This window comes from Microbacterium paludicola (assembly GCF_039529675.1).
Classification (GTDB): domain Bacteria; phylum Actinomycetota; class Actinomycetes; order Actinomycetales; family Microbacteriaceae; genus Microbacterium; species Microbacterium paludicola.
In genome coordinates this window covers 106,322-121,495 of sequence record NZ_BAAANG010000035.1, presented here as the reverse complement: position 1 = coordinate 121,495, position 15,174 = coordinate 106,322, and the positions used below count along the sequence as shown (strand labels likewise).

Genomic DNA, 15,174 nt, shown 5'->3' with positions numbered 1-15,174 from the left:
CATGCATCGCTTCCTCGTCGCCCTGCTCGCCGCTCTTGACGCCGCCGTGTCGGCGATCGTCGGGTGGGCGGTCGTGCTGGTGCCGCTCCTGCTGATGTGGGTCTTCGCCTTCGGCGGCCTCGCCGACTGGTCGGCGCTGTGGCCGGCGACCGTGCGCATCTGGCAGCTGGGCAACTTCGTGCCGCTGTCGCTCTCGCTCGACGGCGACTTCCTCGTGGAGATGGGCCTGCCCGAGGAGGCCGGATCGTTCGTCCTTTCCCTCGCGCCCCTCGCGTTCGCCGTGCTGATCGCGGCGTTCGCCGCCCGCTCAGGACGCCGCGCGCTGCGCTCGGGGCGGTGGCTGACGGGCGTCGCCGCCGGTACGGCGACGACCGCGCTGGCGGCCGTCATCGGAAACCTCACCGCCGGCAATCCGGTGGCCTCCGGCGAGCCGTGGCAGGCGATCCTGCTGCCGACCCTCGTCTACGGCATCCCGATGCTGCTCGGCGCCGTCACCGGCGCCTGGAGCGAGGGGGATGACGGGATCGTCGATCGCCTGCACGACATCGCCGATCGGTTCCCGACGGGATGGCGTGAGTTCCCCGCCCTGATGGTGCGCGGGGGAGGGATGGCGCTCGCCGGGGTGATCGGCTTCGCCGCCCTCGCGATCGCGACTACGGTGCCCCTCCGCGGCGGCAGCCTGATCGCCCTGTACGAGGCATCCCAGGTCGACCTGACGGGTGCCATCCTGCTGACGGTCGCCCAGTTCGCCTACCTGCCGACGATGATCGGCTGGTCGCTCGCGTGGATCTCGGGGCCCGGTTTCGCGCTGGGCGCGGGGACCGGCGTCACCCCCGCCGGCTCGCAGCTCGGCGTGCTTCCGGGTATCCCGATGCTCGGGCTCATCCCCGAGCACGGCTCGCCCCTCCTGCTGCTGTCGGTGCTCGCCCCCGTCGCGGCCGGCGCGATCGCGGGATGGGGCATCCGGATCGCCTTCCGCGCCGAGGCGCACGCCGAGGGATCGGATCACGAGCCGACCGCCCCGCGGGTCGTGCTCGCGGTCGGGATCGCCGTGATCGCGGGAGCCGGTGCGGCGCTCATCGCGGTGCTGACCTCGGGGTCGCTGGGCCCCGGCCGGCTTGCGGTCACGGGCCCCGAGCCGGGTGCAATGGCGCTCGCGGTCGGCCTCGAGGTGCTCGTCGGCGCAGCCATCCTGCTGCTCGCCCCGCGCCGATACGAGCAGCGCCTCGGCCAGTGGGTCCGCGGCGACGACGATGCGGAAGAACCCGCGAGCACGACGCGCGCGAACTGAGCGCCCCGCTCCGACAGAAACCCACCATGTGCGAGCGCGCCCCGCGCGCGAGCGTGCGGGCCCATGGCCCGCCTCCTCACGCCCCTCGATGGAGCGAAGCGACAGCGTCCGCACACGCGAGCGGCATCCGCGAAGCGGGTGCCCGAGTGGATGCGGGCGGCGTGAGCAAAGGAACTCGGCGTGAGAAACTAACCCAATGCTGTCGGTCGCCGTTCTCATCTCGGGCACGGGCTCGAATCTCCGGGCCCTCCTCGAGGCGGCGAACGATCCCGCGTACCCGGCGCGAGTGGTCGCGGTGGGCGCGGATCGCGATGCCGCAGGGCTCGCTCATGCGGACGAGTTCGGCATCCCCGGCTTCGTTGTGCCGTTCCGCGAGTACACCTCGCGCGAGGAGTGGGCCGAGGAGCTCGGCCGCCGGCTCGACGAGCTGCAGCCCGACCTGATCGTGCTGAGCGGCCTCATGCGGCTGCTTCCCGCCGCGCTCGTCGCACGCTGGCAGCCGCGCATCATCAACACGCACCCCGCGTTCCTGCCCGAGTTCCCCGGGGCGCATGGCGTGCGCGATGCGCTTGCCGCGGGCGTCCCGGAGACCGGCGCCAGCGTGATCGTCGTGGACGACGGCGTCGACACCGGGCCGATCCTCGCGCAGGAGCGCATCCCGGTTCTTCCCGGCGACACCGAGGAGACGCTCCACGACCGGATCAAGCCGGTCGAGCGGCGGCTCCTGATCGACGTGGTGCGCCGCATCGCGACCGGCGACATCGACCTCGCACGCTCGTCCCGTCAGCCCGCTTAGATCCGTCCCCACCGATCCCGCCGATCCGTCATCCGGATCCGGATCACCGCCTCACCCGAAGGAGCACGACATGGCCGGCCCCCGCCACGACCCCTCGCTGTACCGCGATCGCGACCTGGTGCCGATCCGGCGCGCGCTCGTGTCCGTCAGTGACAAGACCGACCTGCTGACGATCGCGGAGGCCCTCGCCGGCGCCGGGGTCGAGATCGTGTCGACCGGATCCACGGCCGCGACGATCCGCGACGCGGGCTTCGAGGTGACGGATGTCGCGTCGATCACCGGCTTCCCCGAGATGCTCGACGGGCGCGTGAAGACGCTTCACCCGAACGTGCACGGCGGCCTGCTCGCCGACCTTCGCCTCGAGCACCACGAGAACCAGCTCGGCGACCTCGGCATCGCCCCGTTCGAGCTCGTGATCGTCAACCTGTACCCGTTCGTCGAGACCGTCCGCTCCGGTGCGGAGGGCGACGAGGTCGTGGAGCAGATCGACATCGGCGGGCCGGCGATGGTGCGCGCTTCGGCGAAGAACTTCGCCAATGTCGCGATCGTCGTCTCGCCCTCGTCGTACCCTGCGATCATCCAGGCCGTCGCCGACGGCGGCACCTCGCTGTCGCAGCGCCGCGAGCTCGCCGCCCGCGCGTTCGCGCACACCGCCGCGTACGACACCGCCGTCGCGCAGTGGTTCGCCGAGGAGACCCTCGTCGGCGAGAGCGGCCTGCCCGATCACCTCACCATCCAGGCCGAGAAGCTCGCCGACCTGCGCTACGGCGAGAACTCGCACCAGCGCGCGGCGCTGTACTCCCGCGTCGGCGGTCACGGCATCGCCCAGGCGACGCAGCTGCAGGGCAAGGAGATGTCGTACAACAACTACGTCGACGGCGACGCCGCCCTGCGTGCCGCGTACGACATGGTGCTGCCGGCTGTCGCGATCATCAAGCACGCGAACCCGTGCGGCATCGCGGTCGCCGCCCCAAACGCGCTCGATCCCATCGCGAGCGCCCACCTTCGCGCGCACGAGTGCGACCCGGTGTCGGCGTTCGGTGGCGTGATCGCCGCGAACCGCCCGGTCACGCTGAAGATGGCCGAGAATCTGCGCGACATCTTCACCGAGGTGATCGTGGCGCCCGACTTCGAGCCGGCCGCGCTCGAGGTGTTCGCCGAGAAGAAGAACCTGCGCCTGCTGAAGCTGCCCGTGAACTGGCGCCAGGAGGGGATGGACGTGCGTCTGGTCTCGGGCGGCCTCCTGCTGCAGGATGCCGACCGCTTCCCCGAGGACGACTTCGAGTCGGTCGCCGCGAACTGGCAGCTCGTCGCGGGCGGGGTGCCCGAGGATGTCTCGGTGCAGGACCTCGTGTTCGCCTGGAAGTCGTGCCGCGCGGTGAAGTCGAACGCCATCGTGCTCGCCCGGAACGGCGCCACGGTCGGTGTGGGCATGGGCCAGGTCAACCGCGTCGACTCGTGCCGCCTCGCGGTCGAGCGCGCGGGAGAGCGCGCGGCCGGATCGATCGCCGCGTCCGACGCCTTCTTCCCGTTCTCGGACGGCCCCGAGGTGCTGATGAACGCCGGCGTGAAGGTCATCATCCAGCCCGGCGGCTCGGTGCGCGACGAGGAGACCATCGCCCTGGCGAAGGACCGCGGCGTCGCGATGTACTTCACGGGCGAGCGCCACTTCTTCCACTGAGCCCCTTGGCCGGTCGGGATCGGGATCCCGCTCCGGAGTCGCAGTCCCTTCGGATCGCCTCCCGCAGACTTTGCGCCTGAGGGAGGCGTTTCGCTGTGCTGGGCCGGGCGGGGAGCCGATCCTCCCGCCAATCCCGCGCCAACGACTCCTCCGCGGAATCCCGCTCCCTCCGCTCGCGGTGGGTCGGATCCCGCTCCGGAGTCGCGGTTCCCTCGGTCGTTGAGCGACGAGCGCCAGCGAGGAGTCGAAACGGCCCGGACTTCGCCACGGGCCAGGCCCGTGATGCGGTCGCTTCGGCTCGCTTCGCTCGCTCAGCAACCGGCGGGGGGTCGAGATGACCTGCGCCGGGCCACCTATCTCCGCGCACGGCGGTCACACCGCCGTGTCCGAAAACCGCCAGCCGTCGGCGGATCGCCGTGTCAGGCTTGGGGCATGAGCCCGGACATGACCTTCGACCAGCGGTACACGGCGATCTCGTCGCGCGACGCGCGGTTCGACGGGCAGTTCGTCACGGCGGTGCGCTCGACCGGCATCTACTGCCGGCCATCCTGCCCCGCACGCACGCCGAAGGAAGCGAACGTCACGTTCTACCCGACGAGCGCCGCGGCGCACGAGGCGGGCTACCGGGCGTGCAAGCGCTGCCTGCCCGAGGCGGCGCCGGGATCACCCGACTGGAACCTGCGCGGCGACGTCGCCGGCCGCGCCATGCGGCTCATCGCCGACGGCGTGGTCGAGCGCGAGGGCGTGTCGGGGCTCGCCGCGCGGCTGGGCTACTCGTCGCGCCACCTCACGCGGCTGCTCGCGGCCGAGCTCGGCGCCGGCCCCCTCGCGCTCGCCCGCGCCCACCGCGCGCACACCGCGCGGCTGCTGCTCGTCGGCACCGACCTTCCGGCGGCGGATGTCGCCTTCTCCGCCGGGTTCGCGAGCGTCCGCCAGTTCAACGACACGGTCCGCGAGGTGTTCGGGATGACCCCCACCGAGCTGCGCGCGCGGCGCCGGGTGGGATCGCCCACCCCGACCGGCATCGACCTCGCGCTGCCGTACCGGGAGCCGTTCGATCCCGCGGGGCTGTTCGCCTGGATGGGCGTGCGCGCCCTCGCCGGCGTCGAGGAGGGCGATGCGCACTCGTTCGCCCGCGCCATCCGGCTTCCACACGGGCCCGCGTGGTTCCGGCTCTCCCACGAGGGCGGCCGGCTGCGGCTGCAGGCGAAGCTCGAGAGCCTCGCCGACCTGTCCACGCTCGTCGCCCGAGCACGCCGCCTGTTCGACCTCGACGCCGATCCGGTCGCGATCGACGAGGCGCTCTCGCGGCATCCCGAGCTCGCCGCACACGTCGCCGAGAACCCAGGCATCCGGCTGCCGGGGACGGCCGACCCGCACGAGCTGCTCATCCGCGCGATGGTCGGCCAGCAGATCTCCGTCGCCGCCGCCCGCACGCACCTCACCCGCCTCACCGAGGCACTCGGCGAGCGCGTGATGCTCGCCGGGGAGGAGCGCATCCTGTTCCCCACGATGGCGGCGATCGCCGAACGCGGGGCGGACGTGCTGCGCGGCCCGGCCGTGCGCATCCGGGCGATCACGGGTGCCGCCGCCGCGCTCGCCTCGGGCGAGCTCACCCTCACCACCGGCGACGACGCCGCCGAGCAGCGCGCCGCGCTCTTGGCGATGCCCGGGATCGGCGCGTGGACGGCCGATTACGTCCGGATGCGCGTGATCGGCGACCCCGACATCGTGCTCACCGGCGACGTCGCGCTGCGCACCGGCGCGGCCCGCGCGGGCATCCCCGCCGAGCCGCGCGAGCTCGCCGCCTGGGCCGCGCGCACCGCGCCGTGGCGCTCGTACCTCTCGATGCACCTTTGGCGGCTCGCCGCCGGGCCGGCCGTCGCGGTTCCGAAAACCGGACCGGTGGTGCCCGTGAGGCGAACGAGGCATCAGGAGACCACACCCGTCACATCCGTCCGGCTTCCGGAACCCGCCGAGGAGGCGTCATGACCGCGACCATCCAGACCCTCGACACCCCCGACGGGGCGTTCACGCTCGTCGCCGACGCGGATGGATCCGTGCTCGCCTCCGGCTGGACGTCCGACCCCGAGACGATGCTGAACCGGATCCATCCGGGCCTGCGACCCGTGGATGTGCGCGAGGGCGAGACCGCGGCGGCCGACGCCGTGCGGGCGTACTACGCCGGGAACGTCGCCGCGATCGACGACGTGGCCGTGCGGCAGCGCGGCACCGAGCTGCAGCTCGCCGGCTGGAAGGCGCTGCGCCGCATCACTCCGGGCGCGCCCCTGACGTACACGGCGTTCGCGGCCGCGCTCGGATCGCCCCGCGCGGTGCGCGCGGCGGCGTCGATCTGCGCGCGCAACGCCCCGGCGCTGTTCGTGCCCTGCCACCGGGTGCTGCGCGGCAACGGCTCGCTCGGCGGCTTCGCGTGGGGCCTCGACGTCAAGCGCGCGCTGCTCGCGCGCGAGGGCGCGGCGCTGCTGTAGCGGGGCCGGCCGCGGACAGGCTCGATGTGGCGGGAAGGTGGGTGGGTGCGGCGTTTCGACTCGCTTCGCTCGCTCAACGACCAGAAGCGGCGGGAGTTCCGCCGAGGCGCCCTCGGGGTGCGCCAGCCGGGATACGGTCGAACAGGAGCGAAACTCTGCCCTGATCAGCCCCGACTCATTGCGGTCAGCGCTTTCCGGGCAATAGGTTGGAAGGCTCCGCCGGTTCCGGCACGAAACCCCTTTCTCGAGAGATCATGACCAGCCCTTCTCCGCGCCTGTCCACTCCCAGGGCGCTCCTGCGCCTGCTCGAATTCGCCCGTCCCGTGCTGCCGCGGCTCGGCTTCGGCGCGCTCACCGCACTCGGCGCGGCCGTCATCGCGCTGATGATCCCGATCGTCCTCGAGCAGCTGGTCTCCGGGCCGATCGCATCGGGCGACACCACCGCCGTGGTGTGGGGCGCGGTCGCGGTGCTCGTGCTCGGCCTTCTCGAAGCACTCATGGTCTACCTGCGCCGCTGGCTGGTGCTCGGCCCCGCGACCCTCGTCGAGTACGACATCCGGCGCACGTTCTACAGCCGCCTTCAGCACCTGCCCGTGTCGTTCCACGACCGCTGGCAGTCGGGCCAGCTGCTGAGCCGCATGATGCAGGACATCAGCCTCATCCGCCGCTGGATGGCGTTCGGTCTCATCCTGCTGGTGGTGAACGTCCTCACCGTGATCATCGGTGCGGTGCTGCTGTACCAGTGGCACTGGGCGCTCGCCACGGTCTTCATCGTCTCGGGCCTGCCCCTGTGGATCCAGGGCTTCCTGTTCGAGAAGCAGTACGGCACGCTCACGCGCCTCAGCCAGGATCAGCAGGGCGACCTCGCGACCAGCGTCGAGGAGAGCGTGCACGGCATCCGCGTGCTGAAGGCCTTCGGACGCGGCCCGCACGCCCTCCACCGCTTCACGCGCCAGGCCCAGACCCTGCGCGACACCGAGATGCGCAAGGCCGGAGCGATCGCCCGCATCGACTTCTGGCTCGTGTTCATGCCCGAGGTCGCGTTCGCGGTCTCGCTCGTGCTCGGCATCCTGCTCGCGTCGATGGGGCAGATCGACGTGCCCCAGCTGCTCGCGTACTTCGCGATGGCCACCATCCTGCGCTGGCCGATCGAGTCCATCGGATTCTTCTTCGCCTTCACGATGGATGCCCGCACCGCCACCGACCGCATCTTCGAGGTGTTCGACGCGCACAACGACATCACCGACCCCGCCGAGCCCGTCGAGATCCGGGATCCGCAGGGGGCCCTGGCATTCGAGAACGCGCACTTCCGCTACCAGGACGCGGGCGGCGCGGAGCCGGATCTGCTGAACGGCATCGACCTCGCGGTGCGACCGGGCGAGACGATGGCGCTCGTTGGCCTGACCGGATCGGGCAAGACCACGCTGACGACCCTTCCGACGCGCCTCTACGACGTCACCGGCGGCCGCGTCACGATCGACGGCGTGGATGTGCGCGACCTGCGTCTCGTCGACCTGCGCCGGATCATCGCCACCGCGTTCGAGGACGCCACCCTGTTCTCGGCCTCGGTGCGCGACAACGTGCTGCTCGGCCGCGACGACCTCGACCCGGGCAGCCCCGAGGCCGAGCGCGTGCTGCGCGAGGCGCTCGCCGTCGCACAGGCGGCGTTCGTCGACGACCTGCCGCTCGGCGTGGACACCATGATCGGCGAGGAGGGCCTGTCGCTCTCGGGCGGACAGCGCCAGCGCCTCGCGCTCGCCCGCGCGGTCGCCGCCCGCCCCGCCGTGATCGTGATGGACGACCCGCTGTCGGCCCTCGACGTCGACACCGAGGAGCGCGTGCAGCACGAGCTGCGCCGCGTGCTGGCCGGCACCACGGCGCTGATCGTGGCCCACCGCCCCTCGACCGTGGCCCTCGCCGACCGCGTCGCCCTGCTCGAGGGCGGGCGCATCACCGCCATCGGCACGCACGCCGAGCTGATGGCCTCCTCGTCGCACTACCGCTCCGTCATCTCGAGCTTCGAGCGCGAGGAGGCCGAGGAGCGCGCCTGGCGCAACGACCCGAACCCCACGTCCGAACTCGACGTCATCACCGCTCAGGATGGGGAAGCACGATGAGCAGCACAGTGCAGGGAACCGCGGGCGAGGACCGCTCCGACTACACGCGCGAGGAGAGCAAGGCGATCCGCCGGCGCTCGCTGAAGCTCCTCTGGTCGCTGCTGCGGCCGATGCGGGGCCAGGTCATCCTGGTCGGCGTCGTCGTCGTCGCGCAGACCGCGCTGCGCGTGCTCGGCCCGGCGCTGCTCGGCCTCGGGCTCACCGCCGCGCTGCCCGCCGTGCTCGAGCGCTCGGACTGGGGCCCCGCCTGGCTCATCGGCGGTGCCTACCTGGTGACCGCCGTCGGCGGCGCGTCCCTGCTCGCCTGGTACGACATCCTCGCCGCCCGCGTCACGCAGAACGTGCTGCTCGACCTGCGCACACGCGTCTTCCGCCACACGCAGCTGCTGAGCCTCGAGTTCCACGAGAGCTACACGTCGGGCCGGATCATCTCGCGCCAGACGAGCGACCTCGACACCATCCGCGAACTCCTCAACGGCGGCCTGACGCAGCTCGTCAACGGTGTCCTCTACGGCGCGTTCACCTTCATCGCGCTGATGATCATCGACTGGCAGTCGGGTCTCGTGCTCGTCGTCGCCGCCGTGCCGCTGGCGTTCCTGATGCGCTGGTTCTACCTGGCCTCGCAGCGCACATACCGCGACTCCCGCGTGATCAGCGCGAAGGTGATCGTGAAGTTCGTCGAGACCATGACGGGCATCCGCGCGGGCAAGGCGTTCCGCACCGAGCCGCGCAACGAGGACGAGTTCGGCGACCTCGCGATGGACTACCGCGACGTCAACATGCGCTCGATCCGCCTGTTCGGCACCTTCGAGCCCGGCCTGATGGCGATCTCCGCCTTCTCGATCGGCATCGTCGTCCTCTGGGGCGGCGTCCGGCTCACCTGGGGCGAGTTCTCCGTCGGCCTGCTGCTGTCGGCGGTGCTGTACGTGCGCAACTTCTTCACGCCGCTGCAGGAGGTCGCCATGTTCCTGAACTCGTTCCAGGCGGCATCCGCGGCCCTCGAGAAGGTGTCGGGCGTGCTCGAGGAGGAGCCGACCGTGCCGGATCCCACGGCCCCCGTCGCCCTGCCCGACGCGCGTGGCGGCATCCGCTTCGAGGACGTCACCTTCGCCTACGGAACGGGCCGGGTGATCCTGCCCGCCTTCTCGCTCGACATCCCCGCGGGGCAGACGGTCGCACTCGTCGGCACCACGGGCGCCGGCAAGTCGACCCTCGCGAAGCTCGTCTCGCGCTTCTACGACCCGAGCAAGGGGCGGGTCACGCTCGACGGCGTCGACCTGCGCGACCTCCACCCGCGCGACCTGCGCCGCGCCATCGTGATGGTCACCCAGGAGGCCTACCTGTTCAGCGGCACGGTCGCCGACAACATCGCGCTCGGACGCCCCGACGCGACGTTCGAGGAGATCGTCGCCGCCGCCAAGGCCGTGGGCGCCGACGCGTTCATCCAGAGCCTTCCCGACGGCTATCACACCGACGTCAACAAGCGCGGCGGCCGCGTCTCCGCGGGCCAGCGCCAGCTGATCTCGTTCGCACGCGCGTTCCTCGCCGACCCGTCGGTCCTGATCCTGGATGAGGCGACCGCCTCGCTCGACATCCCGTCCGAGCGCGCGATCCAGGATGCGCTGCAGACCCTGCTCGCCGACCGCACCGCGATCATCATCGCCCACCGCCTGTCGACCGTCGCAATCGCCGACCGCGTGCTCGTCATGGAGCACGGGGCGGTCATCGAGGACGACACCCCGGAGGCGCTCATCGCGGGGACGGGCAAGTTCGCGCAGCTTCACGCCGCTTGGCGGGAGTCGCTCGTCTGATCCCGTGGGGTGTTGCGCTTCGGCTGCGGGGCGCGTGCGCTTCGGCTGCGGGGCTCGGGTTCCGTTGGCGCTAGCAGGGGACCCGTCCGGCGTGCTCGCCCGCAGAGCGGACGAGCCGACCAGACACCCTGATGCGCCATCGGAACCCGGCCCCTCCGCCTCGCTCGGGCCGGGGAAGGTGCTCGGCGGGGTTCCGGCTTGTGAGGGTCTGCGGGGCGCGTGCGCTTCGGCTGCGGGATCGGGTCCCTCCGGCGCTAGCAGGGGACCCGTCTGCGACGTTCGCCCGCAGAGCGGACGACCGGCGCAGACACCCTGATGCGCCTTCGGGACCCGACCCCTCCGCCTACGCTGGCCTCGGCTGGGCCCGGCGATCGGGGGATGTGGAAAAGCGAGAGCGGATCCTGCGGATCCGGCTCTCGCTTTTCGGGTGTGAAGAGGATGGCGACGGGGTCTCGATGGGGGAGGGGGATTCGAGACCCCGCCGCCGGCATGAGCTCAGCGTCCGCGACTCGAGGTCGCACCGATGAGACAAGTCGAAGTGAGGATCCCCCGTCGACCGGATCTCTAGACGCGGATCTCAGCGACCACTTCACCGTACTCCGTCTCGCCCACCGGTGTGAAGCCGACACGGTGGAAGAAGGCCTCGGGCCCGCCCTCGCCGGCCTCGTAGATCACGGTGAGGTGATCGAGCCCGCGGCGGCGCACCTCCTCGACGAGAGCCTCGACGGCGAAGCGGCCGATGCCGCGTCCCTGGTCGTCCGCATCTACGTTGATGCGCAGCAGCACGGAGCGGAAGTGCTCGCTCGGCGCCTCCTCGTCGAAGCTCGCGCTGACGAAGCCGACGACGTCATCGCCGTCGAGAACCACCCGCTGCCAGGCCTTTGACGGATTGATGACGGTCGCGGCGATGCCGTACGACACGGGAGCGAGGAACTGCTCCTGACCGGGCTTCAGCGACATGGTGTTCACCGCGACGATCGTCGCGGCGGAGAGCTCGACCAGGTTCAGCGTCATACTGCCAGGCTAACCGCTCCCCGGATGGGGCGCGCAAGCGAGTTTCCCGGCTCCCGTCGGCGGGACGTGCGCGCGATGGAATGGGGGGAGAACTCCCCAGATCCGCAGATCCGGGGAGTCTCACTCAGTCGTGGACCCAGACCTCGGTGCCGACCTGCGCGAAGCGGTACATGTGCTCGGCGGCGGCCTCGGTCATGTTGACGCAGCCGTGGCTGAGGAAGTTGCCCGGACCGAAGTTGCTGTGCCAGTACGTGCCGTGGAAGCCCTGGTCGCCGTTGTAGTACGTGACCCACTTCACGTTTCCCGTGCAGTAGTCGAACTTCGTGCTGGGGTCAGGCACGTAGTTGCCGACCGCGTCGCAGTCGCCCATGTGCTGGGTCGTCAGCTGGCCGTATACCTCGTAGTGGCCGGTCTGGGTGTCGTAGCCGGGCTTGCCGAACGCGACGGGGTACGACGCGGTCAGCTTCTCCTCGCCCGACTTCGGGCCCTCGTACATGTAGGTCATGCCGGCGCTCTTGTCGACCTCGACGCGGCGGAACACCGTCTGGGTCTCGAACTTCACGACGTCGCCCTGCAGCTCGAACTGAAGGTCGCCGCCCTTCAGCGAGTCGGCGATGCTCTCGGCCACGCCCTCGGTCGACTCGATGCCGAAGCCGTTCTGGCCCTCCTGCAGCACGTGCAGGTGGTCGCCGTTCGAGTTGGTGACGACCTTCTCGTTGACGACGTCCTGGTTCACCTTGGCCGGGAGATCCTTGATCGCCTCCTCGATCGCGCCCATATCGGGGGTCACGACGAAGTCGCCCGTCTCGGGGTCGGCCTGGGTGTCCATCCACGACTGGATCTCGTCGAGGGCCACGCCGTGCGCGCGCTCCTCCTGCAGGTAGAAGCCGGCGGCGTCGGCCTGGTCGTTCAGCTTCGCGGCGAAGGCCTGCGCCTCGTCGGTGGTCGCGGCGGCCTCGACCTCGGCCTGCGTGGCGGAGATCTCGATCGGGCCGCCCTCGGTGGGGCCGGCGGCGATGGCCTCGGTGACGCTCGCGGCGAGGGCCTCGACGTCGACGCCCTGACCCGCCTGGGACTCCTCGACGGTGTAGGTCTTCGACTCGCCGTCGAACACGACCTGGGCGTTCACCGAGTCGGAGTACAGGTCAGGCACCGCGGCGCGCAGCGCCTCGGTGGCCTTCTCGGCGTCGATCGTGACGGTGCCGCTGGCCTCGCCCTGACCCCAGGTGCCGAGGTTCCAGGCGGGGTACGACTCGAACGCGTCGCCCGCGACGGCCTGCGCGTCGATCGAGAGCCCGAGCTCCTCGCCCGTGAGGGTCGCGCCGCCGATCGTGAACTCGGTGTCGGCGAGGTGGGTGGCGACGGCCTCGGTGGCCGCGCCCTGCGTCATCAGGCCGACCGGGGCGCCGGCGGCGGTGACGCCGGGCGCGATCAGGACGAGCGAGGCGACAACGGCGCCCGCGGCGAGGAGGCCGGTCGGGATGCCGAAACCGAGCCACGCGCCGAGGTGGCGCTTCTTCGGCGGATCCGCCTGCGCCCACTGGACCTCGGGGGTCGCCTCACCGGGCGCGAGCACGGTGGTCACCGCGGTGGGCGTGTCGCCCGCACCGCTGCCGTCGCTCACGCCCTCGGGCTTGGTCGCCACGTCCGTCACGATTACCCCCTGATGACTTGGATCCGCGCGCCGATCGGTTGCGCAGAGATGCCGTCAACATAGGGTATGGCCGCAAACAGCCGGTCAGACAGTGGTGCGATTACAGAATCACTACGATGCGCTGAGCATCTGGTGGCCGTCGGTTCCGGTCAGCGGGATCAGCGCCAGGGAATGCCGTCAGCGCGGTGGAAGCCGATGCCGGCCTCGGTCCAGGCTTCCTCGAGCCCGGCAATCCGCTCCCGGAACGACTCCCACGTGCGCTCGGCGCTGCCGGCGGGCGGCGACCATCCCGCCTCCGCCGCCGATCCGATCCGGGGGAACATCAGGAGGTCGATGTCGGCGAGCGTGCGCACCGTCTCGGTCCACAGCGGCGCCTCGACGCCGAGGATCGCCGCCTCCGGCAGGTCGGGGATGACGCCCGCCGGGTCCCAGTCGTAGGAGCGGGCGACGCTCGTCGGCCCATCCGCCCACGTCAGGCCGATGGGCGTCTCGGCGTCGTACTTCATGTCGAGGTAGATGGCGTCGGCGGGCGACAGGATGAGCCGGCCGCCCTTGTCGGCGAACGCCCGCGCGCGCTCGGCGTGGTCGCCGGTGCGGAAGCCCCAGTACTGGCCGATCGTGCCGCGCGGCAGATCGGCGACGCTAGCCTCGTGCCAGGTCAGCGGGGTCTTGCCGGTCTCGGCGACGATGCGGGTGGCGAGCTCGATCATCGCGCGGAAGTCGGCGGGGTCGGTGCCGAGCGCCTCGTCGCCGCCGACGTGCACATACGGGCCGGGGGTGACGGCCGCGATCTCGCCCAGCACCTCGCGCAGGAACGGCTCGAGCCCGGGCCGGGGATCCGGAAGCGCTCACGCTGCGCGACGACCTCGCGCGCGGGGTCGCGGCGGCCGTGCACGTGCTCGCCCTCACGGTCGATCCGGCGGTCATCGTGATCGGCGGCGGAGTCGCCCGCCTCGGCGATCGGCTGCGCGCGATTGTTCGTTCGGCGCTCGTTGAGCGCTCTGCGCGGTCGATTTTCCTGACATCCCTCGCTCTGCCTGAGAGGATCGAACTGCTCCCTCCGGACTCATCGGCAGGAGCGCTCGGCGCCGCTCTCGCCGTCCCCGCCACGCACGAACCGGCCCTCGGCCGGTGAACGGCGCGACGCGGACACGAGAGCCCGGGCTCTGAACCGAACGAGAGGCTTCCCATGGCTGAGATCGTCATCGTCCCCGACCGCGCGGCGGCCGGAGCCCTCGTCGCCGACGAGATCGCCGCGCTCATCGCACGCAAGCGCGACGCGGTGCTGGGACTGGCGACCGGATCCACCCCGCTGCCCGTGTACGAGGCGCTGCGCTCGCGCCTCGCCGGCGTGGACGTGTCGCAGGTGCGCGGCTTCGCGCTCGACGAGTACGTGGGTCTCGACCCGGCGCATCACGAGAGCTACCGGTCGGTCATCCACCGCGAGGTCGTCGAGCCGCTCGGGCTCGACCCGGCCCGCATCCGTGTTCCCGACGGGACGCTCGACGGCATCGAGCACCACGGCGAGATCTACGAGGCGGCGATCCTGGAGGCAGGCGGGGTCGACCTTCAGATCCTCGGCATCGGCACCGACGGGCACATCGGCTTCAACGAGCCCGGATCGTCGTTCGGATCCCGCACGCGCGTGAAGACCCTCACGCAGCAGACCCGCGAGGACAACGCGCGCTTCTTCGACTCGATCGACGACGTGCCGATGCACTGCATCACCCAAGGGCTCGGCACGATCCTCGAGGCGCGGCACCTCGTGCTGCTCGCGTTCGGCGAGGGAAAGGCCGAGGCGATCGCCGGCGCGCTCGAGGGGCCGCTGACCGCGTCGCTCCCGGGATCGGCGATCCAGCTCCATCCGCACGTCACGGTGGTGATCGACGAGCAGGCGGCCACGCGTCTCGCGCACGCCGACTACTACCGCTACGCCTACGCGAACAAGCCCGCCTGGCAGGGGCTGTAACAAGGTTTTTCAGGTCCCGCACCCCGGTTATCGAGCGAGCTTGCGAGTCGAGATGACCCGCTCGCACGGATGGGCGGCTTCGGGTCGGTCGCTTCGGCTCGCTGGCGCTCGCTCAGCAACCGGTGGGGGTAAAGGTGCGGCGTGTGCACCTTCACACGCGTTGTTCGGTGCTTTTGCCGCACCTTTGCGTGCACCCACCTCGGTTATCGAGCGAGCTTGCGAGTCGAGATGACGGCTCGCACAGATGCGCGGGCGGCTTAAGGTCGGTCGCTTCGGCTCGCTGGCGCTCGCTCAGCAACCGGCGGGGGCGCAGGCCCTTTGCTCAAACCCGGTTATCGAGCGAGCTTGCGAG

At 71.2% G+C, this 15,174-nt stretch carries 11 protein-coding genes and 1 pseudogene; 9 read left to right on the top strand and 3 right to left on the bottom strand.

Translation table 11 applies throughout. The annotated features are described in order from the left end of the window. The first annotated feature begins 1 nt into the window (after position 1). The 7 genes from ABD161_RS13925 to ABD161_RS13895 all read left to right on the top strand — a co-directional run bounded on the left by ABD161_RS13925 (position 2) and on the right by ABD161_RS13895 (position 10,185). Complete coding sequence (locus ABD161_RS13925) at positions 2–1,291, top strand: cell division protein PerM (protein ID WP_344004180.1); 1,290 nt, start codon at positions 2–4, stop codon at positions 1,289–1,291. Between the two features lie 196 nt (positions 1,292–1,487). Next, positions 1,488–2,087 carry a phosphoribosylglycinamide formyltransferase gene (purN, locus tag ABD161_RS13920; protein WP_135114897.1) on the top strand — a complete coding sequence of 200 codons (600 nt, stop codon included), beginning with the start codon at positions 1,488–1,490 and terminating at the stop codon, positions 2,085–2,087. Between the two features lie 70 nt (positions 2,088–2,157). Next, the gene (gene purH / locus ABD161_RS13915) at positions 2,158–3,768 is read left to right on the top strand and encodes a bifunctional phosphoribosylaminoimidazolecarboxamide formyltransferase/IMP cyclohydrolase (RefSeq protein WP_344004175.1); all 1,611 of its coding nucleotides are present in this window, start codon (positions 2,158–2,160) and stop codon (positions 3,766–3,768) included. 432 nt (positions 3,769–4,200) lie between these two features. Further along, positions 4,201–5,760 (top strand): DNA-3-methyladenine glycosylase 2 family protein, encoded by a 1,560-nt coding sequence (locus ABD161_RS13910; RefSeq protein ID WP_344004172.1) that lies wholly within the window; start codon positions 4,201–4,203, stop codon positions 5,758–5,760. Continuing rightward, positions 5,757–6,257, top strand: a complete 501-nt coding sequence (locus tag ABD161_RS13905) for a methylated-DNA--[protein]-cysteine S-methyltransferase (protein ID WP_344004169.1) — start codon at positions 5,757–5,759, stop codon at positions 6,255–6,257. The genes ABD161_RS13910 and ABD161_RS13905 overlap by 4 nt, the downstream gene beginning before the upstream one ends. Positions 6,258–6,511: 254 nt before the next feature. Next, positions 6,512–8,374 carry an ABC transporter ATP-binding protein gene (locus ABD161_RS13900; RefSeq protein ID WP_344004166.1) on the top strand — a complete coding sequence of 621 codons (1,863 nt, stop codon included), beginning with the start codon at positions 6,512–6,514 and terminating at the stop codon, positions 8,372–8,374. Beyond that, entirely contained in the window at positions 8,371–10,185 is a 1,815-nt protein-coding gene (locus ABD161_RS13895) for an ABC transporter ATP-binding protein (protein WP_344004163.1), read from the top strand. The genes ABD161_RS13900 and ABD161_RS13895 overlap by 4 nt, the downstream gene beginning before the upstream one ends. Positions 10,186–10,749: 564 nt before the next feature. Here ABD161_RS13895 and ABD161_RS13890 read toward each other — a convergent pair. The 3 genes from ABD161_RS13890 to ABD161_RS13880 all read right to left on the bottom strand — a co-directional run bounded on the left by ABD161_RS13890 (position 10,750) and on the right by ABD161_RS13880 (position 13,656). After that, entirely contained in the window at positions 10,750–11,199 is a 450-nt protein-coding gene (locus tag ABD161_RS13890) for a GNAT family N-acetyltransferase (protein ID WP_135115352.1), read from the bottom strand. Between the two features lie 124 nt (positions 11,200–11,323). Then, positions 11,324–12,853 carry a L,D-transpeptidase family protein gene (locus tag ABD161_RS13885; RefSeq protein ID WP_344004159.1) on the bottom strand — a complete coding sequence of 510 codons (1,530 nt, stop codon included), beginning with the start codon at positions 12,851–12,853 and terminating at the stop codon, positions 11,324–11,326. Positions 12,854–13,011: 158 nt separating this feature from the next. Beyond that, the gene (locus ABD161_RS13880) at positions 13,012–13,656 is read right to left on the bottom strand and encodes a family 20 glycosylhydrolase (protein WP_344004156.1); all 645 of its coding nucleotides are present in this window, start codon (positions 13,654–13,656) and stop codon (positions 13,012–13,014) included. Between the two features lie 26 nt (positions 13,657–13,682). On the opposite strand from ABD161_RS13880, the pseudogene ABD161_RS16005 reads away from it, so the two are divergent. Next, a pseudogene (locus ABD161_RS16005) lies at positions 13,683–13,988 on the top strand (ROK family protein); the annotation flags it as partial. A gap of 54 nt (positions 13,989–14,042) precedes the next feature. After that, entirely contained in the window at positions 14,043–14,822 is a 780-nt protein-coding gene (locus tag ABD161_RS13875) for a glucosamine-6-phosphate deaminase (protein ID WP_344004153.1), read from the top strand. Positions 14,823–15,174 lie beyond the last annotated feature (352 nt).

Excerpts from the sequence above, each read along its gene's own strand:
- ABD161_RS13890 (WP_135115352.1), bottom strand. The coding sequence starts at position 11,199 with ATGACGCTGAACCTGGTCGAGCTCTCCGCCGCGACGATCGTCGCGGTG.
- ABD161_RS13900 (WP_344004166.1), top strand. The coding sequence starts at position 6,512 with ATGACCAGCCCTTCTCCGCGCCTGTCCACTCCCAGGGCGCTCCTGCGC.
- ABD161_RS13895 (WP_344004163.1), top strand. The coding sequence starts at position 8,371 with ATGAGCAGCACAGTGCAGGGAACCGCGGGCGAGGACCGCTCCGACTAC.
- ABD161_RS13910 (WP_344004172.1), top strand. The coding sequence starts at position 4,201 with ATGAGCCCGGACATGACCTTCGACCAGCGGTACACGGCGATCTCGTCG.
- ABD161_RS13925 (WP_344004180.1), top strand. The coding sequence starts at position 2 with ATGCATCGCTTCCTCGTCGCCCTGCTCGCCGCTCTTGACGCCGCCGTG.
- purN (WP_135114897.1), top strand. The coding sequence starts at position 1,488 with ATGCTGTCGGTCGCCGTTCTCATCTCGGGCACGGGCTCGAATCTCCGG.
- purH (WP_344004175.1), top strand. The coding sequence starts at position 2,158 with ATGGCCGGCCCCCGCCACGACCCCTCGCTGTACCGCGATCGCGACCTG.
- ABD161_RS13905 (WP_344004169.1), top strand. The coding sequence starts at position 5,757 with ATGACCGCGACCATCCAGACCCTCGACACCCCCGACGGGGCGTTCACG.
- ABD161_RS13875 (WP_344004153.1), top strand. The coding sequence starts at position 14,043 with ATGGCTGAGATCGTCATCGTCCCCGACCGCGCGGCGGCCGGAGCCCTC.